The 26258-nt window shown below is 74.4% G+C and carries 20 protein-coding genes and 1 tRNA gene; 11 read left to right on the forward strand and 10 right to left on the reverse strand.

Annotated features, from left to right (window positions below):
* Positions 1-196 precede the first annotated feature (196 nt).
* Positions 197-296: transfer RNA gene (locus AC07BS_RS33385), tRNA-OTHER, on the reverse strand.
* A 232-nt stretch (positions 297-528) separates the two neighbouring features.
* Here AC07BS_RS33385 and AC07BS_RS33390 point away from each other — a divergent pair.
* On the forward strand, positions 529-2004 hold the full coding sequence (locus AC07BS_RS33390) for a hypothetical protein (protein ID WP_478935379.1): 1476 nt from the start codon (positions 529-531) through the stop codon (positions 2002-2004).
* An 85-nt stretch (positions 2005-2089) separates the two neighbouring features.
* On the opposite strand, the gene AC07BS_RS33395 is transcribed toward AC07BS_RS33390, so the two are convergent.
* Positions 2090-4273 (reverse strand): alpha-N-acetylglucosaminidase, encoded by a 2184-nt coding sequence (locus AC07BS_RS33395; protein ID WP_478935380.1) that lies wholly within the window; start codon positions 4271-4273, stop codon positions 2090-2092.
* 282 nt (positions 4274-4555) lie between these two features.
* On the opposite strand from AC07BS_RS33395, the gene AC07BS_RS33400 reads away from it, so the two are divergent.
* Genes AC07BS_RS33400 through AC07BS_RS33410 form a run of 3 tightly spaced genes read left to right on the forward strand, consistent with a single transcriptional unit; the run spans position 4556 to position 6854 of the window.
* Complete coding sequence (locus tag AC07BS_RS33400) at positions 4556-5050, forward strand: hypothetical protein (RefSeq protein WP_478649812.1); 495 nt, start codon at positions 4556-4558, stop codon at positions 5048-5050.
* Between the two features lie 30 nt (positions 5051-5080).
* Positions 5081-6310, forward strand: a complete 1230-nt coding sequence (locus tag AC07BS_RS33405) for an ATP-binding protein (protein WP_478935382.1) — start codon at positions 5081-5083, stop codon at positions 6308-6310.
* A 37-nt stretch (positions 6311-6347) separates the two neighbouring features.
* Positions 6348-6854, forward strand: a complete 507-nt coding sequence (locus tag AC07BS_RS33410) for a DUF1269 domain-containing protein (RefSeq protein ID WP_478649816.1) — start codon at positions 6348-6350, stop codon at positions 6852-6854.
* A gap of 3 nt (positions 6855-6857) precedes the next feature.
* Here AC07BS_RS33410 and AC07BS_RS33415 read toward each other — a convergent pair whose 3' ends face one another.
* Positions 6858-7352, reverse strand: a complete 495-nt coding sequence (locus tag AC07BS_RS33415; protein WP_478649818.1) for a GNAT family N-acetyltransferase — start codon at positions 7350-7352, stop codon at positions 6858-6860.
* A gap of 68 nt (positions 7353-7420) precedes the next feature.
* On the opposite strand from AC07BS_RS33415, the gene AC07BS_RS33420 reads away from it, so the two are divergent.
* From AC07BS_RS33420 to AC07BS_RS33435, 4 genes are all read left to right on the forward strand, one after another.
* Positions 7421-8218, forward strand: a complete 798-nt coding sequence (locus tag AC07BS_RS33420; protein WP_478649821.1) for an exodeoxyribonuclease III — start codon at positions 7421-7423, stop codon at positions 8216-8218.
* A 176-nt stretch (positions 8219-8394) separates the two neighbouring features.
* Positions 8395-9927, forward strand: a complete 1533-nt coding sequence (locus tag AC07BS_RS33425) for a flavin-containing monooxygenase (RefSeq protein WP_478935384.1) — start codon at positions 8395-8397, stop codon at positions 9925-9927.
* Positions 9924-10808 (forward strand): SDR family oxidoreductase, encoded by an 885-nt coding sequence (locus AC07BS_RS33430; protein WP_478649826.1) that lies wholly within the window; start codon positions 9924-9926, stop codon positions 10806-10808. Before AC07BS_RS33425 ends, AC07BS_RS33430 begins: the two co-directional genes overlap by 4 nt.
* A gap of 76 nt (positions 10809-10884) precedes the next feature.
* The gene (locus AC07BS_RS33435; protein WP_478649828.1) at positions 10885-11151 is read left to right on the forward strand and encodes a hypothetical protein; all 267 of its coding nucleotides are present in this window, start codon (positions 10885-10887) and stop codon (positions 11149-11151) included.
* Between the two features lie 96 nt (positions 11152-11247).
* On the opposite strand, the gene AC07BS_RS33440 is transcribed toward AC07BS_RS33435, so the two are convergent.
* The gene (locus AC07BS_RS33440; RefSeq protein ID WP_478935385.1) at positions 11248-13485 is read right to left on the reverse strand and encodes an MMPL family transporter; all 2238 of its coding nucleotides are present in this window, start codon (positions 13483-13485) and stop codon (positions 11248-11250) included.
* 113 nt (positions 13486-13598) lie between these two features.
* The gene (locus tag AC07BS_RS33445) at positions 13599-14198 is read right to left on the reverse strand and encodes a TetR/AcrR family transcriptional regulator (RefSeq protein WP_478649833.1); all 600 of its coding nucleotides are present in this window, start codon (positions 14196-14198) and stop codon (positions 13599-13601) included.
* Positions 14199-14341: 143 nt separating this feature from the next.
* Between AC07BS_RS33445 and AC07BS_RS33450 the strand changes: the two genes are divergently transcribed.
* Complete coding sequence (locus AC07BS_RS33450) at positions 14342-17623, forward strand: S41 family peptidase (RefSeq protein ID WP_478935387.1); 3282 nt, start codon at positions 14342-14344, stop codon at positions 17621-17623.
* A gap of 9 nt (positions 17624-17632) precedes the next feature.
* Here the strand turns inward: AC07BS_RS33450 and AC07BS_RS33455 are convergent, their stop codons facing one another.
* From AC07BS_RS33455 to AC07BS_RS33475, 5 genes are all read right to left on the reverse strand, one after another.
* The gene (locus tag AC07BS_RS33455; RefSeq protein ID WP_478649839.1) at positions 17633-18433 is read right to left on the reverse strand and encodes an SDR family NAD(P)-dependent oxidoreductase; all 801 of its coding nucleotides are present in this window, start codon (positions 18431-18433) and stop codon (positions 17633-17635) included.
* 10 nt (positions 18434-18443) lie between these two features.
* Positions 18444-19616, reverse strand: a complete 1173-nt coding sequence (locus AC07BS_RS33460) for a serine hydrolase domain-containing protein (RefSeq protein ID WP_478935391.1) — start codon at positions 19614-19616, stop codon at positions 18444-18446.
* A 97-nt stretch (positions 19617-19713) separates the two neighbouring features.
* Complete coding sequence (locus tag AC07BS_RS33465) at positions 19714-20475, reverse strand: energy-coupling factor ABC transporter ATP-binding protein (protein WP_478649841.1); 762 nt, start codon at positions 20473-20475, stop codon at positions 19714-19716.
* Positions 20472-21236, reverse strand: a complete 765-nt coding sequence (cbiQ, locus tag AC07BS_RS33470; protein WP_478649844.1) for a cobalt ECF transporter T component CbiQ — start codon at positions 21234-21236, stop codon at positions 20472-20474. Before cbiQ ends, AC07BS_RS33465 begins: the two co-directional genes overlap by 4 nt.
* Positions 21236-22279 carry an energy-coupling factor ABC transporter permease gene (locus tag AC07BS_RS33475; RefSeq protein WP_478649846.1) on the reverse strand — a complete coding sequence of 348 codons (1044 nt, stop codon included), beginning with the start codon at positions 22277-22279 and terminating at the stop codon, positions 21236-21238. Before AC07BS_RS33475 ends, cbiQ begins: the two co-directional genes overlap by 1 nt.
* A gap of 287 nt (positions 22280-22566) precedes the next feature.
* Here AC07BS_RS33475 and AC07BS_RS33480 point away from each other — a divergent pair, with 287 nt between their 5' ends.
* A complete protein-coding gene (locus tag AC07BS_RS33480; RefSeq protein ID WP_478935389.1) occupies positions 22567-24597 on the forward strand; it encodes an MDR family MFS transporter in 2031 nt (676 codons plus the stop codon).
* Positions 24598-24735: 138 nt separating this feature from the next.
* Complete coding sequence (locus tag AC07BS_RS33485) at positions 24736-26094, forward strand: HNH endonuclease family protein (RefSeq protein WP_478935390.1); 1359 nt, start codon at positions 24736-24738, stop codon at positions 26092-26094.
* Positions 26095-26258: the final 164 nt, after the last annotated feature.

Below are 26258 nucleotides of genomic sequence, written 5' to 3' on the forward strand. Positions count from 1 at the left end.
CCACCTGGTGGTCCTCCTCAAGGAGACGATGTGGCGCCCGCCCGTCCGTACCGCCCTGGGCCTCGCCCTCGCCCCCTCCCCCCCCCCCCCCACCCTCCTCCCCCCCCCCCCCCCCCCCCCCCCCCCCCCCCCACTGTGCTGTCCGCTGCTGTTCCACCAGCTGTTCCACCAGCTGTTCCACCAGCTGTTCCACCAGCGGAGAGGGCAGGATTCGAACCTGCGGGGGGTGGTGCGCACCCCGACCGAAGAGCTTGGGGGCTCCCCGGTCCTCGTTGGGCCACTTCGAGTACCTCTCCTCGACATGGACAACAGTGCCAGGAGGCGCTGACACGGCGCTGACGCCCCAGGGGCCCCAGGTGTGATCCAGATCATCGTTTAGGGCGGGGTGAAACGGTTCTGCGTACATGTCAGGTCATGACACGATCATGCGCAATCGCCACCGCGGCGATTTTTTGATGCCGTGTGATGCGGTCCGGGGCGTCAACTCCCCCCGGGTCGTCCCCACCTCACGCTCACGAGGATCCAACGTTGCGCAGAACCATCAGGTATGCCGCTTTACCCGCACTGACAGCCGCGTCCCTGCTGGCCGTCACGGGCTGCTCGTCGGGCAGCCCGGCCGCCTCCGGTAGTGCCGCCGACGCCGAACCGGTCGCCGCCAAGGCCGCGGCCGCCCAGCCGAACCTCGCCGTGGCGCCCGCGCCCGCCGGGGCCGGCACCCCGAGCGCCGTGGCCCACTCGGGCACGGCGCCCAAGGCCGGCAAGGCCGCCAAGTCGTCGCTGAAGGTCGCCTCGTTCGACAAGAACAGCGGCCGGGCGGTCCTCGCCGGGCCCGCGACCGCGCCCAAGAAGCCCGCCAAGGGCGTCGCGCCCCAGCCCTCGCGCTCCGCGGAGGCCGGCGTCGCCGTCGGCGACGTCATCGCCAGCGCCCCCGCGCCCGGCGCCCCCCACGGCGTCCTGGCCAAGGTCACCAAGGTGCTGGGGACGACGGACAAGGGCACCGAGGTCAACACGGCCCCGGCCACGCTCGACACGGTCCTCGGCGACGCCGAGGCCAAGGGCAAGGTCCCCGTCGACCCCTCGACGGTCAAGGTCGTGCCGCTGATGAAGGGCGTCCAGGTCTCCTGGACGAAGCCCGACGGCATCCACGCCGGTCCCAAGGGCGCCAAGGTGCCCCTGGGCAACCTGCGGCTGGACATCGGCGGTTCGCTGCCCACGCCGCCCGGTTCGCCGGTCTCGGCGGAGGCCTCGGCGGCCGGCTTCGTCCAGCTGGCGCCCGAGGTCGACTTCTCCTACGACGGCGGCAAGGGCTTCGGCGCCGGCCGCGGTCCGGGCACCGCGTCGCTGTCCCTGTCCGGCGACTGGTCCTCGGCGTGGGAGGTCAAGGCCCAGGCCGTGGCCGGCACCGAGGGCAAGCCGCTGCGCGTGCCGTTCGCCAAGCTGCACGCCGACCCGGTCATCCAGGTCGGGCCGGTGCCGGTCGTGGTCAACCTCGACCTCACCTGCTACCTCCAGGTCGACGCGGAGGGCAAGCTCACCGTCGACGTGAAGCAGGACATGAAGGGCGACTTCAAGGTCGGCGGCGCCTACACCTGGGGCAAGGGCTGGACGGGCATCAACTCGTCCAACTCCAGCGTCAGCCCGGTGCGCGCCTCGGCCTCCGCCTCCGGCAAGGTCAAGGCGTCCCTCGGCACCGAGGCGTCCGTGGGTCTCTACGGCGCGGTGGGCGTCAGCGCCGACCTCTCCCCGTACCTGCGGGCCGAGGGCGAGGCGTCCGCCACCGCCAGTGTCGGCCGGACCACCTCGGCCTCCGCCACCGGCAAGTGGGCCGCGTACGGCGGCGTGGACCTGACGGGCGCGCTGTCGGCGCACCTGAAGATCTTCGGTACGCCGCTCTTCGAGCGGCGCATCCCGCTGGACCTCTACCACCGCGAGTGGAAGCTCGCGGGCGGTGAGGCCACCGTGAGCACCCCGAAGAACGCCGCGGCCCCGAAGAAGGCCTCCTAAGGGCTCCGGCGCAGGCGATACGGGCCCGGGCGGGCCGGTCCGGCATTTGGACCGGTCCACCCGGGCTCTCGCGTTCGTTCCGTTCCTACAGCCTCGACGCCACCGTGCGGGCGAGCCGTACGACGTCCCCCGCCGGCCGGGCCCGCAGCGACGGCGGCCGCCGGGTCCAGCGCTCCTCCAGCGCGTACCAGTCGACGGGCCGGGGCGCCCGGTCCTCGGCCAGCGCCGTGTCCAGCTCCCGGAAGTACGTCGACCAGCGCAGCCGGTAGAGCCCGCCGACCAGTCCGGACCACTCGCGGTTGGCGTAGTCGTGGAGCTTGCCGCCGTCGGCCGCGGCGCGCGGCCCCCACACCGTCAGCAGCGAGAGGGCGTCGGCCTGCAAGCGGTCGCGCTCGGCGTCGGACGCGCCCCAGGCGCGCGCGTCGGCCGCCCAGCGGCCCAGCAGGTGCCGCTCGTCGGTGGCCACGAGCGGCTCCAGCAGATCGATCCAGGCCAGCCACTGCTCCGTCAGGCGGCCGAAGCGGTCCCGGTCGCCCGCGTCGAACGCCTCCTTGATCCGCGGCAGCAGCAGCCGGCCGCGGTTGGCGACGCACTGCCGGGCGACGTCCAGCAGGTCGTAGCGGTAGGCGGAGCTGTCGCGCAGCTCCGGGGCGACCGCCAGCAGCGCGGGCAGCGCCTTCTCGAACTCCGCCGCGTCGTAGCGCAGCCGCCGCGGCGACCAGGCCGCGGCCCGGTCGGCGGCCAGGTCGGGGCGGGCCCCGAACAGCCCGTCGGCCTGCTCGCTCCAGCCGTCCGCGCGCGTGGTGCCGTACGCGGTGCGGCGCAGCACGTCCCAGGCGCGCACGGCGGCGGCGTCGGTGGCGCCGTAGCGGTAGCCGGGCCAGCGCGCGAACCAGTCCTTCAGGTCCGCCTCCCCGTCCGTCCAGGCCAGGTCGGAGAAGAGGGCGAGGGCCGCGGGGTTGTTGTCGGCGGCCTCGGGCATGACGGCGATGCCGCGCAGGGCGCTGCCGGGCTTGGTCCGCCAGCGGTCGTAGAGCCGGGCCCAGTCGGGGGCGTTGCCGCCCAGGGCCGTGTGGCCGCCGAAGTTCCAGATGGTGCCGAAGGCGTAGGGCGTGCCGCCCCAGTCGGCCTCGCGGTCGGTGACCTTGGGGTAGTGGTCGGGGACGCCGTCGAGGACGAGCATCCTCGACCGGTCGACGGCGTCGAGGATGGCCCGCTTGGGGTTCTCCTGCCAGCCCAGGATGGCCCAGGTCGCCCCCGGGTGGGCGGTGCGCAGCGCCTTCTCGACGGCGCGGGCCGCGGCGCCGACGGGGACGTCGCCGGGGCGTCCGCCCTCGTGCAGCAGGTCCATCTTGTACATGGAGGTCGCGCCGAACAGCTCCCGCTGGGTGCGGTAGAAGGTGCGGGCCACGGCGGCGAAGTGGGGGGTGCGCGGGTCCAGCCAGTCGGGGCGGGGGAAGCCGCCCCAGTCGCCCTGCGGTACGACCCTGGCACCCTTGTTGCGCTCGGCGAAGCCGGGCGGCACCGTGCCGTAGTAGCCGGGCAGCACCGGCGTCATGCCCAGCTCGCGCAGCCGCCGGACGATCCGCCGGGCCAGCTCGGTGCGGCGGTCGAGGAGTTCGCGGGAGACCGGGCCGCCGAAGGACGACATGTTCTGGAGCAGCCACCACGGCTGGTGGGCGGGGCCGGGAACCCACCGGCGCACTTCCGCGTCGCTGTAACCATGTTCGATAAAGGTGCGGTGGTAGACGGCGTCGGCTCCGGCGTAGACGAGCACCTCGTTGAAGCCGTGCAGGGCCAGTACGTCGAGCTCGCGCTCCCAGTAGTCCCAGCCGTGGTACGGGCCGGTGTAGCCGTCGTTGGTGTCGTTGAACACGAAGCGGTGGACGGCGTTCGACGTCCTGGCCAGCGGGGTGCGGACGGCGGGGAGCCGGGCGGGGAGCCGCCCGGTCTGGCTGCCGCTCCAGGAGAAGTGGGCGCCCGCGGTGTGCCGCAGATACCAGTGGAAGCCGGTGAGCTGGACGGCCGGAGTGGTGCCCTCGACGGTGATCCGGCCCGCGCTCCCCGACACCCGGAAGGCGTCCCGGCCGCCCCGCCGGGGAACGGTACGGAAGGTGACCTGGTCGTGGTGGCGGGGCAGGAGCCGGGCCAGCGCGGCGGCCGCGGCCCCGGCCGGCGCCGCCGCGGCGCCCGCGGCGGACACGCCCACGGCCCCGAGGGCGGCGGAGCCGGCGAAGGCGCCGAGGAGCGTGCGACGGGCGATGTGCATGAGTGACCTCCACCGTGACGCGAGGGCGACGGGCTGGACCGGACCACTGGAGCGCGGTGATCCTATGAGCCGCCGAAGGGAACCGGTCAAGGGCACAGGCGCCGAACCAGCCACGCCGGTTACATTTGGCACGAATGGCCCCACGGGCCGCTCAGGGCCTGTACGGCCCGTCCCGTCCTGCCCGCCTCCGTCCGTACCGCACCGCCCGCATCACCGCCCACACCCCCGCCCGCATCGGATCCCGCCCCGTCCGTACCGCGTCCCGACAGCATGAGGAATCCCGTGCGACCACTGAACGCGGTACTCGGCCTCGCCGGGGTCCTGGCCGCCGCCGGCCTGCTGAACGGGCTGCTGTGCGGCTGCGCCGACCCGGGCGGGCTCAAGGTGGCCGGCCCCGCGCAGCCCGCCACGACCGCCACCACCACGACGCTGCTCCTGGAGGGCCCCGGCGGGACCCCGCTGCGCCGCCCCGCCTCCTTCGCGATCGGGGACGCGACCGGGGACGCGACCGGAGCCCGGGGGAACGCCGTCCGGCTGAGCGACCTGCGCTGGCGCACCTGGGGCGGGCCGACCGCCGAGGCCGTCGGCCGGGTCGCCGGCGCCTGGTGCCTGCCGGACTGCCGCGACACCCCCCTCCCGGCCCGGGTCAGGCTCAGCGGCCTGGTCCGGCAGGACCGTTCCGCCTACTACGGACGGGCCTCGATAGAGACCGACGGCCTTCCGCCCGGGCGCCCCCACGAGCTGCGCGACCTGCGGCTCTTCGTCCCCCAGCGCTAGCCGCGCCGCAGCCGAGGAGAACCCCCGCCCATGGGACTGCGCACGAAGATCGGGGTGGCGATCACCGCCACCGCCGCACTGGTCGCCGTCCTCATCGGCCTGCTCGTCCACCACCGCACGGCCGTCAACCAGCTCGACACCGCGCGCGACGCCCTCGACCAGCGCGTGCTCTCGGCCGCCGAGGACCACGCCGCCGGCGTCGACCGCCCGCGCGTCCTCCTCAACCCCTACGGCCTGCCCGCGCCCCTGCGCCGCGCCGTCGAACAGGGCCGGCGCGCCACCTACCTGGACCGGTCGGGCCCCGAGCCGGTGCTGTGGGGCGCGACCCGGTCCGGCGCCGACATCGTCGCCCTCAAGCACTCCTACCTCCGCCAGACCCGCAACCTCCGGGGCCTCGACGCGGACCTGTGGCTGGCCGGCGGCGTGGGCACCGCACTCGCCGGCATCGTGGGGGTGACCCTGGCGACCGTGGCCGGCCGCCGGCTCAACGCCTCCGCGCGGACCGCCGAGCGCATCGCCGCCGGCGACCTCGTGGCCCGGCTGCGGCCCCGGGGCGGCCGGGACGAGATCGCCCGGCTGACCCACGCCGTGAACACCATGGCCGACGCGCTGGCCGCCCGCATCCAGGCCGAGCGCGAGGTCACCGCCACCATCGCGCACGAACTGCGCACCCCCGTCGCCGGCCTGGTCGCGGCCGCCGAGCTGCTGCCGCCGGGCCGCCCCGCCGAGATGGTCCGGGAGCGGGCGCGGCGGGTGCGGTCGCTGATGGAGGACGTCCTGGAGGTGGCCCGCCTCGACGGCGACACCGAGCGCGCCGAGGAGGACGTCCGGGCGCTCGGCGAGCTGACCCGGCGGGCCGTGCGGGCCGCGGCCGGCGACGGACGGGAGGCGGCGGAGGTAAGGATCACCGGCGACTGCCTGGTGGAGACGGACGCCCGGCGCGTGGAGCGGATACTGACCAACCTCGTCACCAACGCCTTCCGGCACGGCGCGGGCCCGGTCGTCGCCGAGGTCGACGGCGGCGTCGTCCGGGTCCGCGACCACGGCCCCGGCTTTCCCGGGCACCTGCTGGCCGGCGGCCCGCGGCGGTTCCGCACCGGCTCGGGCTCCGGGCTCGGCCTGGGCCTGACGATCGCCGCCGGCCAGGCCAGGGTGCTGGGCGCCGTCCTGACGTTCGCCAACCCGGAGGGCGGGGGAGCGGAGGCGACGCTCGACCTGACGGGATCGGTGCGGCCGGCTCCGCCGGAGGGCGGCGACTGACGTGCGGGGCGCGGCCACCGGCCCGAGAGTGGAAGCCATGAACGACAACGTCCTCTTCCTCAGCGTGTCCTCGGCGGGCAAGGGCCATCAGGCGCTGGACGCCCTGCGCCGGGCGCACACCGACGGCGGTCTGACCCTGCGCGAGGGCGCGGTGATCGCACGGGACGCGGAGGGCGCCCTGGACTTCCCCGACGCCGTCGACAACACCGGCACGGCGAACGCCTTCGCCATGGGCGGGCTGCTCGGCGGGCTGCTGGGCATCCTCGGCGGCCCGCTCGGCGTGCTCGTCGGCTTCGGGGCCGGCGGCCTGATCGGCGGCGTCCACGACGCCCGCGCGGCCACCGCCTCCACCGCGGCCCTGGAGATGCTGGCGGCGGAGGTGCCACCGGGCGCCACGGTCCTGATGGCCGAGGTCCGCGAGGAGGACCACGGCGTGGCGGACGGCGCGCTCGCCCCGTTCGGGGAGGTCCGGCGCTATCCGGCGGAGCAGGTGCGCGAGGAGGTCGAGAAGGCCATCGCGGCGGGCCGGGGGAGCGGTTCCTGACCGTCAGCGGCCCGGTGACGCGGTCAGCGGCTTGACGAAGCAGCGGCAGCCCTCGTGGAAGCGGTACATGCCGAACCGCACCGCCGCGGGCTCGTAGCCGCTGGAGCGGTACAGCGCGATCGCCTCGGGCTGCCGGTCCCCGGTCGACAGCACCATGCGGGTACGCCCCGCGGCCCGGGCGTCGTCCTCCAGCACCGCCAGGAGCCGGCGCGCCAGGCCCAGGCCGCGCGCCTCGGGGACCACGTACATCCGCTTGATCTCGGCGTCGCCGTCCGCGTACTCCTCCTCATCGCGCTCCATGGACCGCCAGGCACCCGTGGCCAGCGGGGTGCCCCCGGAGTCGTACGCGATGAGATACAGGCCACGCGGCGGGGCGAACTGCGCCGGGTCCATGGGGGCGAGGTCGCCGTCGCCGTACCGCTCGGCGTACTCGGATTGCACCTGGTCACCGAGTTTCACGACGTCGGGATGATCAAGGGTGACGGGGCGGATCTCCATGAGCCGGATCGTAGGACCGGAGGGGCGCGGCGCGGCGGGGATTCCGCGGAATGGGTATCGTGCCGGGAATGTCGAACCTGACCGTAACCACCGCAAACGTGAACGGACTGCGCGCCGCCGCGAAGAAGGGCTTCGTGGAGTGGCTGGCGCGGACCGAGGCCGACGTCGTCTGCCTCCAGGAGGTCCGCGCCGAGCCCCACCAGCTCCCCGACGAGGTGCGCGAGCCCGAGGGCTGGCACGTGGTGCACGCCCCGGCGGCGGCCAAGGGCCGCGCGGGCGTCTCGGTCTACTCCCGGCGCGAGCCGGACGCGGTGCGGATCGGCTTCGGCTCGGCGGAGTTCGACGGCAGCGGGCGGTACGCGGAGATCGACCTGCCGGGCGTCACGGTGGCCAGCCTCTACCTGCCGTCGGGCGAGGTGGGCACCGAGCGGCAGGACGAGAAGGAACGCTTCATGGCGGAGTTCCTGCCGTACCTGGTGGGCCTGAAGGCCCGCGCGGCGGCCGACGGCCGCGAGGTCCTGGTCTGCGGCGACTGGAACATCGCCCACACCGAGGCCGACCTCAAGAACTGGAAGGCCAACCGCAGGAGCGCCGGCTTCCTCCCCGAGGAGCGGGAGTGGCTGACCAAGGTCTTCACGGAGTACGTGGACGTGGTCCGCGCCCTCCACCCCGGCGTCGACGGCCCCTACTCCTGGTGGTCCTACCGGGGCCGCGCCTTCGACAACGACTCCGGCTGGCGCATCGACTACCTCGTCGCCAGCCCCGGCCTCGCCGACCGCGCCCTGAAGGCCCGCGTCGAGCGCGCGGCCACCCACGCCGAGCGCTGGAGCGACCACGCGCCGGTGACGGCGGTCTTCGGCGCGTAGGAGCCCGGCGCCTCGTACGGACGTCAGCGGGGCCGCGCGGCCCCGCTTCCCCGAACCCGCGGTAACTCGCCTTGTCCACAACCATGTACGGACGGTGGCACTCTCCCCTACGCTCCCCACTGTGCCAGTCATCACTGGCACCTTTGCGTCGAGTGTGTCGACCGGGAGGCTGCGGCATGGCCGAGCAAGAGCGTCAGCACGTACGGGTGGCGGTGATCGGATCGGGGTTCGGCGGGCTGGGGGCCGCGATCCGGCTGCGCCGCGAGGGGATCACCGACTTCGTGGTCCTGGAGCGCGCCGACGCCGTCGGCGGGACCTGGCGGGACAACACCTATCCCGGCTGCGCCTGCGACGTCCCCTCGCACCTCTACTCCTTCTCCTTCGCCCCCAACCCCCGCTGGCCGCGCACCTTCTCGGGCCAGCCCGCCATCCGTGCGTATCTGGAGCGGCTCACCGACACCTACGGCCTGCGGCCGCACCTGCGGTTCGGCTCCGAGGTCGGTGCGATGCGCTGGGACGGCGACGCGCTCCGCTGGGAGATCGACACCACGGGCGGCGCGGCCTACGCCGCCGACGTCGTCGTCTCCGCCACCGGCGCGCTGTCCGACCCCAGCCTCCCCGACATCCCCGGCCTGGACGGCTTCCCGGGCCGCGTCTTCCACTCCGCCCGCTGGGACCACGACCACGACCTGCGCGGCAGGCGCGTCGCCGTGATCGGTACGGGCGCCTCGGCCGTCCAGATCGTGCCCGGCATCCAGCCGGACGTCCGCCGGCTCACCCTCTTCCAGCGCACCCCGGCCTGGGTCCTGCCGCGCTCGGACCGCCCGATCACCGCCGCCGAGCAGTGGCTGCACAGCAGGATCCCGGCCACCGGCGCGCTGCGGCGCGGCACGGTGTGGGGCATCCGGGAGCTCCAGGTCGGCCTGTTCACCAAGTGGCCCGACCGGCTGAAGCTGGTGGAGATCGCCGCCCGGAACCACCTGCGCAAGGCCGTCAAGGACCCCGCGCTGCGCGCCCGGCTCACCCCCGACTACCGCATCGGCTGCAAGCGCATCCTGCTGTCCGACGACTTCTACCCCGCGCTCACCCGCCCCAACGTCGACGTCGTGGCCTCCGGCCTCGCCGAGGTGCGCGGCTCCACGCTCGTCGCCGCCGACGGCACCGAGGCCGAGGCGGACGTGATCGTCTTCGGGACGGGCTTCCGGATCACCGACATGCCGATCGCCGACCGGATCACGGGCGCCCGCGGCACCACGCTCGCGGAGGAGTGGAAGGACGGGATGGCGGCCCTGCGCGGCGCCAGCGCCGCGGGCTTCCCCAACCTCCTCACGATCATCGGCCCCAACACCGGCCTGGGGAACAGCTCGATGATCCTCATCATCGAGTCCCAGCTGAACTACATGGCCGACTTCCTCCGTCAGCTCGACACCCTCGGCGGCCGTGCGGCGCTCGACGCCCGTCCCTCCGCCGTGCACGCCTGGAACCGCGGGGTCCAGCGGCGGATGGGGCGCACGGTGTGGAGCACCGGCTGCCGGAGCTGGTATCTCGACGCGGCCGGCCGCAACACGACGATCTGGCCGGGCACGACGGGTGAGTTCCGCAAGGTCACCCGGCGGGTGGATCTCGCGGAGTACCAGATCCTGCGACCGCCCCGGGCCCGGCGCGCGCCGGCCGCGGCGGGCGGTGCGGCCGCCGGGACAGCGCGATGAGCGCCCGTACGGGCCTCGCCGGCCAGGTCGCCGTCGTCACCGGGGCCGCGCGCGGGGTCGGCGAGTCGCTGGCCCGCAAGCTGGCGGCGCGCGGCGCGAGCGTGGCCCTGGTGGGGCTGGAGCCGGACGAACTGCGCCGGGTCGCCGGGACGTTGCGCTCCGACGCCGCGCACTGGCACGCCGACGTCACCGACCAGGAGGCGATGGCCCAGGTGGCGGCCGAGGTGAAGGATCGATTCGGCAAGGTCGACATCGTGGTCGCCAACGCGGGCGTGGCCACCGGCGGTCCGCTGGCCGGCTGCGATCTCGACGCGTGGCGCCGCGTCATCGAGGTCAACCTCGTCGGCAGCGTGGTCACCGGCCGTGCCTTCCTGCCCCTGCTCACCGGGAGTCGCGGCTACCTCCTCCAGATCGCCTCCCTCGCCGCGCTCGCGCCCGCGCCGCTGATGACCGCGTACTGCGCGTCCAAGGCGGGCGTCGAGGCGTACGCCCACAGCCTGCGCTCGGAGGTCGCCCACAAGGGCGTCCGGGTCGGGGTCGCGTATCTGAGCTGGACCGACACGGACATGGTCCGCGGCGCCGACGCGTTCGACGTGATGCGGGACATGCGCCGCCGGCTGCCCTGGCCCGCCAACCGCACCTATCCGCTGGGCCCGGCCACCGACCGGCTGGTCGCGGGGATCGAGCGCCGCGCCGCGCACGTCTACGCCCAGCCCTGGCTGCGGGCGATGCAGCCGCTGCGCGGGGCGCTGCCGGGCCTGCTGGCCCTGGGCGCGCCGCGCGAGATGCGGCGCGCCGAGCCCCGGCTGGGCGAGGTGGGCCCGGGTCTGGTGGGGGCGGGCGGCGCGGCCGACGCCGGGGCGGTCACGGAGCGTCACTGATCGAGGTGCGGGGCCCCTGCCCGCGTGTGAGTCTGGTCGCGGTCGATATTCGATCTCTTCCCGGGAGTGAACACCCATGGGCATCAAGGACCAGATGCAGGGCAAGGCACAGCAGGCCAAGCGGAAGGCGGAGGAGTCCAAGCAGCAGGCTCAGCAGAAGGGCCAGCAGGCGAAGCAGGAGGCCCAGCAGAAGGGGCAGCAGGCGGAGGACAAGCTCCGCCAGAAGCAGGGTCAGAAGCAGCAGCCCCAGAAGCAGGGCCAGCAGGGGCAGCGGCAGCAGCCCCAGCAGGGCCGCCAGGAGTCCTTCGACGACCTCCGCGACGAGCTGGACGACCGCGGCTGACCAGGCCCGAACCGCCCCGCACACGAACGAGCCGGGGCCCGGGTTCCCCTCGGAACCCGGGCCCCGGCCCGTGTCATCAGGTGCGCTACGGCCGCGTCAGACGCGCGCCGGCTCGCGCTCGCCCTGGGGGTCCGCCTCGCCGGACTCCCGCTCCTCGGCCGGGGCCTCCGCCTCCGGCGTGAGGCTCTTGCTGAGCCCCTCGCCCTCGACGTCGACGTTCGGGAGGATCCTGGCGAGCCAGCCCGGCAGCCACCAGGCGGACGTGCCCAGCAGGGCCAGCACCGCCGGGACGATCGCCATGCGGACGACGAAGGCGTCGAAGAAGACGGCGATGGCGAGGCCGAAGCCGATCATCTTGATCATCTGCTCGGAGGAGCCGATGAAGCCGGCGAAGACGCTCATCATGATGACGGCGGCGGCCGTGACGACCCGCGCGCCGTGGCGGAAGCCGGTCACGACGGCCTCGCCCGGGCGCTCGCCGTGGACGTACGCCTCGCGCATCCGGGTCACGAGGAAGACCTCGTAGTCCATCGCGAGACCGAAGACCACGCCCACCATGAAGATCGGCATCATGCTCATGATCGGGCCGGTCTCCTGGACGCCGAACACGCTGCCCAGCCAGCCCCACTGGAAGACCGCGACGACGGCGCCGAGGGCGGCGACCACCGACAGCAGGAAGCCCAGCGCTGCCTTCAGCGGCACCAGCACGGAGCGGAAGACGACCATCAGCAGCAGGAAGGCCAGGCCGACGACGAGCGCCAGGTAGGGCAGCAGGGCGTCGTTGAGCTTCTGCGAGACGTCGATGTTCATCGCCGTCGCGCCGGTGACGAGCACCGTGGCGCCGGTGTCGGACTTCAGCGACCCGCTCTCGCCGCGGATGGCGTGGACGAGGTCCTCGGTCTCGGTGCTGGTCGGCTTGGACTTGGGCACCACCATCAGGGTGGCGGTGTCACCGGCCTTGTTGAACTGCGCCGGGGTCACCGTCGCGACGTTGTCCAGCTTGGTGAGGGAGTCCTCCACCTTCCGGGCCGCGCCCTTGGCGTCCTTGACGCCCGCCAGGTCGGTGACGACCATCAGCGGACCGTTGAAGCCCGGGCCGAAGCCCTCGGACAGGATGTCGTACGCCTTGCGCTGCGTGGTGTTCTTGGACGCCGCGCCGTCGTCGGGCAGGTCCAGCTCCAGGGAGGCGGCGGGCACGGCGATCGCGCCCAGGCCGAGCACACCGGCGGCCAGCACGAGCAGCGGGCGGCGCAGCACCAGACGGGCCCAGCGGGTGCCCATGTTCGGCTTGTCCGAGGGGGGCGTGCCGGGGGCCGCCTTGCGCACCTTGCGGGCGAGGACCTGCTTGCCCGCGAAGCCCAGCAGCGCCGGGATCAGCGACAGGGCGATCAGGACGGCGATGGTGACGGTGCCGGCCGCGGCCATGCCCATCTTCGTCAGCATCGGGATGTTGACGACGGCCAGGCCGGCCAGGGCGATGACGACGGTCAGACCGGCGAAGACGACGGCCGAGCCGGCGGTGCCGACGGCGCGGCCCGCGGCCTCCTCGCGCTCACGGCCCTCGGCGAGCTCCGCGCGGTAGCGGGAGACGATGAAGAGGGCGTAGTCGATGCCGACCGCGAGGCCGATCATCATCGCGAGGGTGGAGGTGTTGGCGGACAGGTCGAGGACCGGCGCCAGCGCGGCGATCGAGGAGACGCCGACGCTCACGCCGATGATGGCGGTGAGCAGCGGCAGGCCGGCCGCGACGAGCGAGCCGAAGGTGATCAGCAGGACGACGGCGGACACCGCGATGCCGATGGCCTCGGAGCCGCCCTCCGGCATCTCCTGGAGGACGCTGCCGCCGACCTCGACGGTCAGCCCGGCGTCACGCCCGTGCTGGGCGGCGGCCTTGAGCTCGTCGCGCGAGTCCTCGGTCAGGTCCATGGACTTGACCTTGTACGCGGCGGACGCGTAGCCCACGGTCTCGTCGCGGTTGACGCTCTTGCCCTCGAACGGGTCGGCGGCGCCGGCCACCTGGGCGCTGTGCCGGAGTTCGCCGACGACGCCCTCGACGGCCTTCTTGTTCTTGGCGTCGGTCAGCTTCTGGCCCGCGGGGGCCTTGAAGACGATGCGGGCGCTGGCGTTCTGCTCGGTGTTCCCGGGGAAACGCTTCTCCAGCAGGTCGAACGCCTGCTGCGCCTCCGTGCCGGGGATGGAGAAGTCGTTGTTGGTGGACTTGGACGCCGTGGCGGCGCCCATGCCGGCCGTCACCAGCAGTACCACCCATATGAGGGCGAAGTACCAGCGCCGTCGGAAGGAGAGCCTTCCGAGTCTGTAGAGGAACGTGGCCACGAGTGTGGTGCTCCCGTCGGTCGGGTGTTGACAACTGGATGTGAGAACCGGCCCGACGGGAGCGGTGCGTCAGGTGGAACCTCGGTGGGGGTGGGGTGATACGTGGGGGAGGGTCATACGCCGAGAGCGGGGAGGATCACGGCGTCGACGTAATGGGTGAGGTAGTCCGCGTCCGGCATCCGGTCCTCGATGAGCGGGCGGGCCATGAACCCGCCGGTCATCATGTGCGCGACGAAGGGGATGGCGGGGTTGTCCGCCGCCAGTTCGCCGCGCTCGACCGCGCGCCGGAGCATCGCGTCCAGCCACCCCATCTCGGGCTCGATCAGCACCTCGCGCAGCGCCCGGTGGAGATCCGGGTTGGTGTGCACGGCGTGCCCGAGCCCTCGCATGAGGGCGGTGTCCTTCTCCATCTGTTCCGTGTCGGCCTGGCACACCATGGCGTGGAGGTCACCGCGCACCGAACCGGTGTCGATGCCCTCCAGGCTGCCGGGCTTGTTGTGCCGCAGGGCCCGGGCCACCAGCTCCGGCTTGCCCTTCCACTGGCGGTAGAGGGTCGCCTTGCTGGCGTGTGTCCGGGCGGCGACGGCGTCCATCGTCAGGGCGTCGTAGCCGACCTCACGCAGGAGCGCGAGCACCGCCTCGTAGAGCTCGGCCTCGCGCTCGGGGGTGAGCCGGGTGCGGCGGACCGCAGGCTTGGGTGGTTCCGTGGGCATACCGCATCGTCCTTCCCCCCGTCATGCGTACGAAACGGTTTCGTACTCGTACGAGAGTACGGCCGCCGCTCATCGAAACGACACCGTTTCGATGGTGTTCTCCGTCACGGACCGAGTTGCCGGTGCCCCCGGGCGCCGAAACCATGGAGGGCGTGAGCGACGACGCCTACATCCGCTACCCGCACCTGCACGGGGACCGGATCTGTTTCGCGGCGGAGGACGACCTCTGGCTGGCCCCGCTGGCCGCCCCCGGCGAGGCGGCCGGCCGGGCCTGGCGGCTGACCGTCGACCGGACCAGGGTCGGCCACCCGCGCTTCTCGCCCGACGGCCGGCACATCGCCTTCACCACCTGGCGCAGCCTCGACCCCGAGATCCACCTCGTCCCCACCGACGGCGGTACGGCCCGCCGGCTCAGCTACTGGGGCAGCACCGACACCCGGGTCTGCGGCTGGACCCCGCCGGAGGACGGCGTCTCCTACATCCTCGCCGTCAGCTCGCACGGCCAGCCGTTCTCGTACTACTCCTGGGCCTACAAGGTCCCCACCGACGGCGGCCCCGGCGGACAGCTGCCCTGGGGCCCGCTCTCCGACATCGCCGTCGCCGACGTGGCCGGCGAGCACAAGACCCTCGTCCTCACCGGCAAGCCCCCGCACGAGCCCGCCTCCTGGAAGCGCTACCGCGGCGGCGCCACCGGCCGGCTGTGGCTCCAGGGCACCCGGCTGCTGCCGGACCTCGGCGGCCACCTCGACTCGGTGATGTTCGTCGGCGAGCGCGTCGCCTTCCTCTCCGACCACGAGGGCATCGGCAACCTCTACTCCTGCCGGCACGACGGCACCGACCTGCGCCGCCACACCGACCACGCCGACTTCTACGCCCGCCACGCCGCCACCGACGGCGACCGCGTCGTCTACCAGTGCGCGGGCGAGGTCTGGCTGGTCGACGACCTCGCGCCCGGCGGCACCCCGCGCCGGCTCGACGTCCGCCTCGGCGGGCCGCGCGCCGGCCGCCGCCCGTACCAGGTGCAGGCCTCCCGCCACGTCGACGCCCTGAGCGTCGACGCCACCGGCCGGGCCAGCGCCGTCGAGGTGCGCGGCAGCCTCTACTGGCTGACCCACCGCGACGGCCCCGCCCGCACCCTCGCCGACACCCCGGGCGTCCGGGTCCGGCTGCCGGAGATGCTGGGCGCCACCGGCCGGGTGGCCTATGTGACGGACGCCGAGGGCGAGGACGCCGTCGAGATCGCCCAGCTGCCCCGCGCCGCCGGGGCCTCGGCCCCGCGCCGGCTGGCGGCGGGCCGCCTCGGGCGGGTGCACGAGCTGCTCGCGGCGCCGGACGGCGGCCGGCTGGCCGTCGCCGCGCACGACGGTCGGCTGCTCCTCGTCGACGCATCGCCGGAGGGGGACGGCGAGGTCACCGAGCTGATCCGGTCCGTCAACGGGCCCGTCCGCGACCTGGCCTTCTCGCCCGACTCCGGCTGGCTGACCTGGTCCCACCCGGGCATCGGCCGGTCGCTGCGGCAGATCAAGATCGCCAGGCTGTCGGACCGCACGGTCGTCGACGTCACCAACGGCCGCTTCGAGGACGAGCAGCCGGTCTTCACCCGCGACGGCCGCTACCTCGCCTTCCTCTCCTGGCGCGGCTTCGACCCGGTCTACGACGTGCACACCGGCGACCTGTCCTTCCCGCTGGGCTGCCGCCCCTACCTCGTCCCGCTGTCCTCCGCCACGCCCTCGCCCTTCGCGCTCTCCACCGAGGGCCGTCCCGCCGGCGGCGGCCTGGACCTCGACGACACCGGTGACACCGAGGGCGCGGTGACGGTGGAGGCGGAGGGACTGGAGAGCAGGGTGACGCCCTTCCCCGTCGCCGCCTCCAAGTACTCCTCGCTCCACCCCGTCCACGGCGGCGGCCTGGTGTGGCTGCGCTGGCCCATCTCCGGCGCGCTGGGCGAGACCTTCGCCAACCCCACCGACACCTCCGGCCGCCCGACGCTCGAACACTTCGACCTCGTCAAGGCCAAGCGCACCGAACTCACCTCCTCCGTCGACTGGTACGCGGCCAGCGGCGACGGCACCCGGCTGGTCGTCAACGACGAGGGCGACCTGCGGGTCGTCCCCGCCACCGACCCGGGCGACAGCGACACCACCGTCTACGTCGACATGCGGCGCATCCAGCACGTGGCCGACCCGGCCGCCGAGTGGCGGCAGGCCTACGCCGAGGCGGGCCGCGTCGTCCGCGCCTACTTCTGGGACCCGGGGATGTGCGGCGTCGACTGGGACGCCGTGCTGGAGCAGTACCGCCCGCTGGTCGAACGCGTCGCCTCCCCCGACGAGTTCGCCGACCTGCTGCGCGAGGTCCTCGGCGAGCTGGGCACCTCGCACGCCTACGTCACCCCCGCCCGCCGCAACGAGGGCCCGCCCCACTACCAGCGCGCCATCGGCCTGCTCGGCGCCAACCTCACCCACCGCAAGGACGGCTCCTGGGCCATCCGGCGCATCCTGCCCGGCGACTCCTCCGACTCCAAGGCCCGCTCCCCGCTGGCCGGTTCGGGGCTGCGCGAAGGCGCCGTCCTCACCCACGTCGACGGCCGCCCGGTGGACCCGGTCGCCGGGCCCTACCCGCTGCTGGCGGCGGCGGGCGGGACGACCGTCGAGCTGGCCTTCCGCATGCCCCCCGGGGAGGAGGGCGGCGAGGGCCACGAACGCCGCGTCGCGGTCGTGCCGCTCGTCGACGAGCGGCCGCTGCGCTACCAGGACTGGGTGGCCAAGCGCCGCGCGGTCGTCCGCGAGGCGAGCGACGGCCGGTGCGGCTACCTCCACATCCCCGACATGGGCGGCTCCGGCTGGGCCCAGTTCAACCGCGACCTGCGGATGGAGATGTCCCGCCCGGCGCTCATCGTGGACGTCCGCGGCAACGCGGGCGGCAACATCAGTGAGCTGGTCGTCGAGAAGCTGACCCGCACCATCATCGGCTGGGACCTCACCCGCGACGCCCAGCCCGTCTCGTACGCCTCCAACGCCCCGCGCGGCCCGGTCGTCGCCATCGCCGACGAGATGACCTCCTCCGACGGCGACATGATCACGGCGGCGTTCCGGCTGCAGGGCATCGGGCCCGTCGTCGGCCTGCGCACCTGGGGCGGCGTCGTCGGGATGACCGGCCGCCACCGGCTGGGCGACGGCACCCACATCACCGTCCCGATGAACGCGGCCTGGTTCGACGACTACGGCTGGGGCGTGGAGAACCACGGCGTGGAACCCGACATCGAGGTCGACCGCACCCCGCTGGACTGGGCCGAGGGCCGCCACAAGCAGCTGACCGACGCGGTGCGCGTGGCCCTGGACCTGCTGGAGAGGCACCGCTCCGCGGAGCCCCCGGACCTCTCGGCGGTGCCCCGCCTCGCCCGGCCGCCGCTGCCCCCGCGCGGGTGACGGCCCTCCTCAGGACGCTCCCGGCCCCCGCAGCGCCGCCCGCAGCCCCACGTTGCCGATGAGGATGCCGCCGTCGACCGGGAGCGTCACCCCCGTGACCCAGGACGCGTCCCGCGACGCCAGGAACGCCACCGCCGCCGCCACGTCCTCCGGTCGGCCCACCCGCCCCAGCGGATAGAAGGCCGCCGCCCGCTCCAGCGCCGCCTCGCGCCCCGCCCAGTTGGCGGTACGGACCGTGCCGGGCGCCACCAGGTTGACGCGGACGCCCCGGGGCGCGCAGTGCCCCGCCAGGGTGCGGGTCAGGCTCGCCAGCCCCGCCTTCGCGGCGCTGTAGGCGTGGTTGCCGAAGTCCTGCTCGCCGTTGACCGAGCCGACGCTGACCACCGCGCCCCGGCCGCCCGCCGCCGCCAGGTGCGGCAGCGCGGCGCGGACGCAGCGGAACGCGCCGGTCAGGGTGATGTCGAGGTCCCGGGCCCAGGCCTCGTCGCTCTCGTCCTCCACCAGCGGCGGGTCCGGATGGCACGCGAAGGCGTTGTTGACCAGCACGTCCAGCCGGCCGAAGGAATCCACCGCGTACTCCACCGCCGCCCGCGCCGCCGCCGCGTCGGCCACGTCGCACACCAGCGACCGCGCGGTCAGCCCGTCGGCCCGCAGCGCCGCCGCGGCCCCCTCCGCCCGCTCGCCGTCCACGTCCGTCAGCAGCACCGCCGCGCCCTCCGACGCCAGGCGCCGCGCCGTGGCGGCCCCGATGCCGCGCCCCGCGCCCGTGATCAGTACCGCGTAGCCCTCGAACCGCGCCGTCGCCGCCATGCGGCCAGCACTACCCCGCCAGCGCCCTGCCAACCGCCCGTACCAGGGCCTGCGCGCGCGGATCGGCCGTCACGTTCTTCTGCATGCCGTTGGTGACGTAGCCGAAGGCGATGCCCGACTCCGGGTCGGCGAAGGCCAGCGAGCCGCCCCGGCCCGGATGGCCGAACGAGCCGGGCGCGAGCAGCGGCGAGGCCGGGCCGTGCAGCATGTAGCCCAGGCCGAAGCGGGTGCCCACCACCAGGACTCGGTCCGGGCCCGCCGACTCCTCGGTGCGGGCCATCGTCAGCGTGGCCGGGGCGAAGAGGCGCCGGCCGCCGTCCACCACCCCGATGAGCGAGGCGTAGAAGCGGGCCAGCGCGTCGGCCGTGGCGATGCCGCCCGACCCGGGCAGCCCGGCGGCCCGGTAGGCGGGGTCGTTCTCGTCGGCGTGCGGCGTGATCGCGGCGAACGCCCGGGACGTCAGCGACGACGGGTCGCGGTAGGCGTCGGCGACCGAGGCCTTGGGGCGCACCCGCAGCCCCGCGGCGGCGGGCGCCGGCGGCGGCTCGATCGCCGCGAGCCGGCCCACCCGGGCGCGCTCGGCGTCCGGCAGCCCGAGCCACAGGTCCAGGCCCAGCGGCCCGGATATCTCCTCCGCCACCCAGGTGCCGATGCTCCGCCCGGTCACCCGGGGCACCAGCTCGCCCAGCAGCCAGCTGAACGTCTGCGCGTGGTAGCCGTGGTCGGTGCCCGGCTCCCACGCCGGGGCCTGCGCGGCCAGCGCGCGCGGCCCGCTGACCCCGTCGACCGCCTCGGCCGGGGTGAGCGGGGTGTCCAGCGCGGGCAGCCCGGCGCGGTGCGCGAGCAGATGGCGGACGAGCACCCGCTCCTTGCCGTTCGCCTTGAAATCCGGCCAGTACGTGCCGACCGGCGCGTCCAGGTCCACCTGGCCGCGCTGGTGCAGCAGGAGCAGCACGGCGGCCGCGACGCCCTTCGAGGCGGAGCGCACCACCTGCGCGGTGCCGTGCCGCCAGGGCTCCTCGCCCCCGTCACCGTCCCGCGCGCCACCCCACAGGTCGACGACGCGGCGGCCGTCGCGGTAGACCACGACGGCTCCGCCGCGCTCGCCGCGCCGTGCGAAGTTGTCCGCGAAGGCGTCCCGGACCGGCTCGAAGCCGTCCGCCACCGTGCCCTGCACGTCCATCACCGTCGACCGCTCCCACTGTTCCCGACCACTACAAAACCATCCACCATGGTGCAACGTGGTCGCCGGTGCCCGGGACCGGGGGGTGGTCCGGGGATCATCCCCGCACGGCCACCGACCGGGGATCGAAGCCGAACGGCAGCTCCAGCCGGTGCGCCCGCATCCGTTCCTCGTCGCACAGCAGCTCCCGGGTGGGGCCGTCCGCCGCGATGACACCGTCGCTGAGCACCACCGACCGCTCGCACAGCTCCAGCGCGTACGGCAGGTCGTGGGTGACCATCAGCACGGTCACGTCCAGGGAGCGCAGGATCTCGGCCAGCTCGCGCCGGGAGGCCGGGTCGAGGTTGGAGGACGGCTCGTCCAGGACGAGGATCTCCGGCTCCATGGCCAGCACCGTGGCCACCGCCACCCGCCGCCGCTGCCCGAACGAGAGGTGGTGCGGGGGCCGGTCGGCGAAGGCCGCCATGCCGACCCGGGCCAGCGCCCGGTCCACGCACGCGGCGAGCTCGGCCCCGCGCAGCCCGGCCGCCGCCGGGCCGAAGGCCACGTCCTCCCGGACGGTGGGCATGAACAGCTGGTCGTCGGGGTCCTGGAAGACGATCCCGACCCGGCGCCGGACCTCGGCGAGGTTCCGCTTCTCCACCGGCAGCCCCGCCACCCGCACCGACCCGGCGCCGCCGGAGAGGATGCCGTTGAGATGGAGGACGAGCGTGGTCTTGCCGGCGCCGTTGGGGCCCAGCAGGGCGACGCGCTCGCCGCGCCGCACGGTCAGGTCGACGCCGAAGAGGGCCTGGTGACCGTCGGGATAGGCGAAGGCGAGGCCGGAGACCTCCAGGGAGGGGGTGGTGTCCGGGGTCATGTCAGGGTCCGTCCCGTCAGGAGGGCCGCCAGCGCGGCCAGCGGCAGGAGCGCCGCGTACGTCCACTGCGCGCGGGTCGCGCGCACGTCGTCGAGTACGGGCATCGTGCCCGTGTAGCCGCGGCTGACCATCGCCAGGTGGACGCGTTCGCCGCGCTCGTAGGAGCGGATGAAGAGCGCCCCGGCGGACGTGGCCAGCACCTTCCAGTGCCGGACGCCGCGCGCGGTGAAGCCGCGGGACTCGCGGGCGACGCGCATGCGCCGCATCTCGTCCGTGATCACATCGCCGTAGCGGATCATGAAGGAGGCGATCTGGACCAGCAGCGGGGGCATCCGCAGCCGCTGGAGGCCCAGCAGCAGCGCGCGCAGCTCGGTCGTCGCGGCCAGCAGTACCGAGGCGGCGACGCCCAGCGTCCCCTTGGCGAGGATGTTCCAGGCGCCCCACAGGCCGGACTGGCTGAGCGACAGGCCCAGCACCGTCACCCGCTCGCCCTGCGCCACGAACGGCAGCAGCACCGCGAAGCCCACGAACGGCACCTCGATCAGCAGCCGCCGCAGCACGAAGGCGAGCGGGACGCGGGCCGCCGCCGCGACGGCGGCCAGCAGCAGCGCGTACAGCCCGAAGAGCCACACCGTCCCGCGCGGGGTCGCGACGACCACGAGGACGAAGCAGAAGACCGCGGCGATCTTGCAGTGCGAGGGGAGGGCGTGCACGGGGGAGTGCCCGTGCCGGTAGAGCCGGTGGGAGTGTCCCGCGCCCATCAGCCGGCCTCGGTCTCCGCGCGGCCGGCCGCGCGCCTGCGGCGGACGGCGACGAACACGCCCGTGCCCACCGCCAGCGTCGCGCCGACGCCGATCACCCCGGCCAGGCCGCCGGACAGCCGCGCGTCGCCGACGTCCTTGACCTGGTAGTCCGCCAGCGGCGAGTCCTTCGCGGCGTGGTCCTCGGCCTTGGCGTCGATGCCCTTGTCGTGCGCGACCTTCTCCAGGCCGTCCGGGCTGGTGGAGGCGTAGAAGCTGACGAAGCCGGCCAGGACGACGGCGGTGACCAGGCCGGCGATCCCGAGCCGGCGGGCCGAGCGGGAGGCGGCGGGGGCCGGGGCCGGCGCCGCCTGCTCGATCTCCGTCCCGTCGGCCCGGCGCAGCGTCAGCGGCCGCGTCAGCCCGCGCGCGCCGTGCACCAGGTCGGGCCGGACGGCCATCACCGCGCCCACCGTCAGCGCGGTGATCACCGCCTCGCCGACGCCGATGAGGACGTGCACGCCGCCCATGGCCGTGAACACCGTGCCGATCGGCACGTCGGTGGTGCCGCCCAGCGCGTAGAGGAGGGTGAAGGCGCAGGCCGCGGCCGGCACGGACACCAGCGCCGCCACGAAGGAGGCGGTGGTCACCGAGGAGCGGCGCCGCGGCAGCACGGTGACCAGCAGCCGGAAGACCGCGTAGGCGACGACCGTGGTGACGACGGCCATGTCGGTGATGTTCACGCCGAGCGCGGTGAGGCCGCCGTCCGCGAACAGCACGCCCTGCGTCAGCAGCACCACGGATATGCAGAGCAGCCCCGTCCAGGGGCCCACGAGAATGGCCGCGAGCGCCCCGCCGAGCAGATGCCCGCTGGTGCCCGCCGCGACGGGGAAGTTCAGCATCTGGACGGCGAAGACGAACGCCGCCACCAGCCCGGCGAGCGGCGCGGTCCGCTCGTCCAGCTCCCGCCGCGCGCCGCGCAGGCCGGCCGCGACGGCCCCGGCGGCGACGACGCCGGCGGCCAGGGAGACGGGGGCGTCGATGAACCCGTCGGGTACGTGCATGGCGGCACTCCGTCCGTTGTGCGTGCTTTCTTACGGTCCGGGAGTGGCCCGGACCACTCGCCAGGGGCCGCCGCGTGGCGCGATCCGGCCCCTCGCGGGCGCTCGATGATAGGGCCGCGCTGCGAACGAGTGGCAAGAGCGTGCGACACGCGACTGCGCGCCCCTCGCCCGGTCCCGCACCCGCCGGAGCGCCCGGCCCCCGCCCACCCGGGCGCTCAGCCCCCCGCCCGCCCGAGGTGGCGCGTCCCCGGGCCGCCCCGAATGCTGGGCTCGGGAGGTACGTCACGATGACCACGGCCACCGCCACCGCCCCGCCCGCCCCGCCGGTGCTGAGCCGCCGCCGCACCAACCTCGTCTTCGTGACGATCGTGCTCGGCATGCTGCTCGCGGCCCTGGACCAGACGATCGTCTCCACCGCGCTGCCCACCATCGTCGCGGACCTCGGCGGAGGCGGGCACATGGCCTGGGTGGTGACGGCCTACCTGCTGGCCGAGACGGTCTCCACCGTCCTCGTCGGCCGGTTCGGCGACCTCTTCGGGCGCAAGGTGGTCTTCCAGATCAGCGCCGTCGTCTTCGTGGGCGGCTCGGTGTTCGCGGGCGCGGCCACCTCGATGCTCATGCTCATCGCCGCGCGCGCCGTGCAGGGCATCGGCGGGGGCGGGCTGATGGTCACGGCCATGGCGCTGATCGCGGACGTCATCCCGTTGCGCGAACGCGGCAAGTACCAGGGCGCCCTCGGCGCCGTCTTCGGCGTCACCACCGTCGTCGGCCCCACCCTCGGCGGCGTCTTCACCGACCACGCCACCTGGCGCTGGTGCTTCTACGTCAACGTGCCGGTGGCCGCAGTGATGGTCGTCATGGCGGCCCGGACCGTCCCGGTCGTCCGTTCGGCGGTCCGGCCGGTCGTCGACTACGCGGGCATCGTGCTCGTGGCGCTCGGCTCCTCCGCGCTGGTCCTGGGCCTGGAGTGGGGCGGCACCGAGTACCCCTGGGGCTCGGCGGTGATCACCGGCCTCTTCGCGGGGGCGGTGGCGCTGCTCACCGCCTTCGTCCTGGTGGAGCTGAGGGCCGCGGAACCCATGCTGCCCATGCACCTCTTCCGCAACTCCGTCTTCACCGTCTGCTCGATCCTCAGCTTCATCGTGGGCTTCGCGATGCTCGGCTCGATGACGTACCTGCCGACCTACCTCCAGTACGTCGACGGGGTCTCCGCCACGATGTCCGGCGTACGCACCCTGCCGCTGGTCGCCGGGCTGCTGGGCACCTCCATGCTCTCCGGCGCGGCCGTCAGCCGCACCGGCCGCTACCGCGCCTTCCCGATCGCCGGCATGGCCGTCACGGCCCTCGGGCTGTACCTGATGTCGACGATGGGCCGCACCACCGGCGTATGGCTGGAATCGCTCTACATGCTCGTCCTCGGACTCGGCATCGGCCTCGCCATGCAGGTACTGACCATCGCCGTCCAGAACACCGTCGCCTACCAGGAGCTCGGCACCGCCACCTCCGGTGTCACCTTCTTCCGCACCCTCGGCAGCTCCTTCGGCGCGGCCGTCTTCGGCACCCTCTACAGCGGCCACCTGGAACCCAACCTGCGGGACGCGCTCCACCACGCGCCCGGCGTGCCCGTCTCCGCCGTCCTCAGCCCCCAGGGGCTGCGCGCCCTGACGCCGGAGCAGGCGGCACCCGTCGTCGACGCCTACGCGGCCACCGTCGACTACGTCTTCCGGTGGGTCGTGCCCGTCGCGCTGCTCGGCTTCATGGTGGCCTGGTTCCTCAAGGAGGTGCCGCTGCGCGACAGCGCCCGGGCGGGCGCGTCCGACATGGGCGAGGCGTTCGCCGCGCCGGACTCGGCCGAGTCGGACCGGCAGCTGGAACGGGCCGTGGCCGGCGTGATGCGCCGGGCCGGGGACGGCCCGGTCAGCCGCCAGGTCCTGCTGGCCTCCGGCAGCCGCCTCGACCCGGCCGAGGCGTGGACGCTCGGGCAGATCCACTGGCGGCTGCGCGTACGCGGCGAGGCGACCCTGTCCTCGGTGGCGGCGGCCCACCGGATGCCGCCGCAGGTCCTGGCACCGGCCTTCGCCCGCAGCGCCGGCTCCGGCTACGCGCGGATCGACGGCGACCGGCTGTACCTGACCCCGGCCGGGGAGGCGGAGGTCGACCGGCTGGGCGCGGCCTGGCGGACCTGGCTCGCCGAGCGCCTGGACGACTGGGACCTCACCGACCCCGAGGACCGGGCGCGCATGGACCGCGCCCTGGACAACCTGGCGGCGCGGCTGCTGGAGGAGGACGAGCTCGCGCGGGAGCGGACGGGGGTGTGAGGGCGGGCGATGGGGTGGCCCGTGCGGGCCGGTCGGGTGATTCGTCCCGGTGAGGTGTGTGATGTGCCGCCGGCGGCGCACTCGTCGGGAAGCTGCGTCGGCTCGATCCAGCGCACTCGATTCAGCGAAGGAGAACCCATGCGATCGCAGGAGATATCCGCGCGCCGGTGCCGGCCGCCCTTCGTGGCGTCCGTCGTCACCGCCGCCGCCCTCCTCCTGGCCGCGCTGCCCGTCAGCGCCGCCCACGCCCTCCCCCCACCGGGTCCGGACTACGCGCGCCACCGCTTCGGCGTCCAGCCGACCGGGGCGTCGCTGCCGATGGACTACGAAGAGGTCGACTGCGAGGGCCCGGCGGCATGGGAGGGGGACGTCTACACCAAACCCCCCGTGACCTCGCCTCCGCCGAAGACACCGCCCCCGGCCCCGGACGGCCAGCAGTCCAGGAAGCCGGAGCACCAGGGCGGCAAGCCGCCGGAGCACCAGGGCGGCAAGCCTCCGGAGCACATGATGCCCAAGGCGCCGGAGCACCAGGGTGCCAAGCCTCCCGAGCACCAGGGCGCGAAGCCCGAGGGCATGGCCCCCAAGGCGCCGGAACACCAGGGCGCCAAGCCTCCCGAGCACCAGGGCGCCAAGCCCCCGGAGCACGCCCGGCCCGCGTTCCCCCAGACCATGCCCGCCAAGGACGCGCCGGCCGGCCACCCGGCGGGCACCGTCACCGGCACCTTCACCGGCACCTTCACGGGCACCCACCCCGGCTTCCGCAACATGCCCCCGGCGAAGTGGCCCCGGGGCGTCCCGGACCGCGAGGACGCCACGCGCATGCTGGACGACCTGGAGGTGAAGCCCTTCAAGGACAAGGGCTACGACCGCAAGCAGTTCGGCGGCGCCGCCTGCTGGGCGCAGCACGGCGTGAACCGCTGCACCACGCGGGACATCGCCCTGAAGTTCCAGTCCGTCGTGCCGGCGGTCCTCGACGGCCCGTGCCGGGTCGTCGGCGGCCAGTGGCGCAGCGAGTACGACAACAGGACGATGAACGACCCGCTGCACGTGGACCTCGACCACATCGTGCCGCTGCGGCACGCGTGGGGCTCCGGGGCGAGCGAGTGGTCGCCGGAGAAGCGGCTGGAGTTCGCCAACGACCTGGTGGCCGCGCCGCAGCTGATCGTGGTGTCCACCTGGAGCAACCGCGCCAAGGGCGACAAGGGCCCCGACAAGTGGCTGCCCAAGGGCGGCGCCGAGTGCACCTACGCCCGGGCGTGGATCGCCGTGAAGGACTACTACGGCCTGAGCGTCACCGAGCAGGAGAAGGAGGCGCTGCGTCAGGTCCTCGCCCGCTGCGCGGCGGCCGAGAACGGCCCGTCCGTACCCATGGGTGACGCTCCCCGGGGCGGTGACCAGCAGAGCGAGCGCCAGGGCGGTGACCACCAGGGCGTCCGTCCGGGCGAGCGCCACGACGCCGGCCGTCCGGCGCCCGGCGCCGGGGCCCCGGAGGCCTGACCCGCCGGCCGGTGGGCCGGGCGGCCGGGGCGGGCGCTACAGCGCCGCCCGGCTGCCCGTGCTCACCGGCGTGGGGGGGGGGGGGGGGGGGGGGGGGGGGGGGGGGGGGGGGGGGGGGGGGGGGGGGGGGGGGGGGGGGGGGGGGGGGGGGGGGGGGGGGGGGG

The organism is Streptomyces sp. NPDC044063, from assembly GCF_056434285.1.

Excerpts from the sequence above, each read along its gene's own strand:
- AC07BS_RS33395 (WP_478935380.1), bottom strand. The coding sequence starts at position 4,273 with ATGCACATCGCCCGTCGCACGCTCCTCGGCGCCTTCGCCGGCTCCGCC.
- AC07BS_RS33405 (WP_478935382.1), top strand. The coding sequence starts at position 5,081 with ATGGGACTGCGCACGAAGATCGGGGTGGCGATCACCGCCACCGCCGCA.
- AC07BS_RS33410 (WP_478649816.1), top strand. The coding sequence starts at position 6,348 with ATGAACGACAACGTCCTCTTCCTCAGCGTGTCCTCGGCGGGCAAGGGC.
- AC07BS_RS33415 (WP_478649818.1), bottom strand. The coding sequence starts at position 7,352 with ATGGAGATCCGCCCCGTCACCCTTGATCATCCCGACGTCGTGAAACTC.
- AC07BS_RS33420 (WP_478649821.1), top strand. The coding sequence starts at position 7,421 with ATGTCGAACCTGACCGTAACCACCGCAAACGTGAACGGACTGCGCGCC.
- AC07BS_RS33425 (WP_478935384.1), top strand. The coding sequence starts at position 8,395 with ATGGCCGAGCAAGAGCGTCAGCACGTACGGGTGGCGGTGATCGGATCG.
- AC07BS_RS33430 (WP_478649826.1), top strand. The coding sequence starts at position 9,924 with ATGAGCGCCCGTACGGGCCTCGCCGGCCAGGTCGCCGTCGTCACCGGG.
- AC07BS_RS33435 (WP_478649828.1), top strand. The coding sequence starts at position 10,885 with ATGGGCATCAAGGACCAGATGCAGGGCAAGGCACAGCAGGCCAAGCGG.
- AC07BS_RS33445 (WP_478649833.1), bottom strand. The coding sequence starts at position 14,198 with ATGCCCACGGAACCACCCAAGCCTGCGGTCCGCCGCACCCGGCTCACC.
- AC07BS_RS33450 (WP_478935387.1), top strand. The coding sequence starts at position 14,342 with ATGGAGGGCGTGAGCGACGACGCCTACATCCGCTACCCGCACCTGCAC.
- AC07BS_RS33455 (WP_478649839.1), bottom strand. The coding sequence starts at position 18,433 with ATGGCGGCGACGGCGCGGTTCGAGGGCTACGCGGTACTGATCACGGGC.
- AC07BS_RS33460 (WP_478935391.1), bottom strand. The coding sequence starts at position 19,616 with ATGGACGTGCAGGGCACGGTGGCGGACGGCTTCGAGCCGGTCCGGGAC.
- AC07BS_RS33465 (WP_478649841.1), bottom strand. The coding sequence starts at position 20,475 with ATGACCCCGGACACCACCCCCTCCCTGGAGGTCTCCGGCCTCGCCTTC.
- cbiQ (WP_478649844.1), bottom strand. The coding sequence starts at position 21,236 with ATGGGCGCGGGACACTCCCACCGGCTCTACCGGCACGGGCACTCCCCC.
- AC07BS_RS33475 (WP_478649846.1), bottom strand. The coding sequence starts at position 22,279 with ATGCACGTACCCGACGGGTTCATCGACGCCCCCGTCTCCCTGGCCGCC.
- AC07BS_RS33480 (WP_478935389.1), top strand. The coding sequence starts at position 22,567 with ATGACCACGGCCACCGCCACCGCCCCGCCCGCCCCGCCGGTGCTGAGC.
- AC07BS_RS33485 (WP_478935390.1), top strand. The coding sequence starts at position 24,736 with ATGCGATCGCAGGAGATATCCGCGCGCCGGTGCCGGCCGCCCTTCGTG.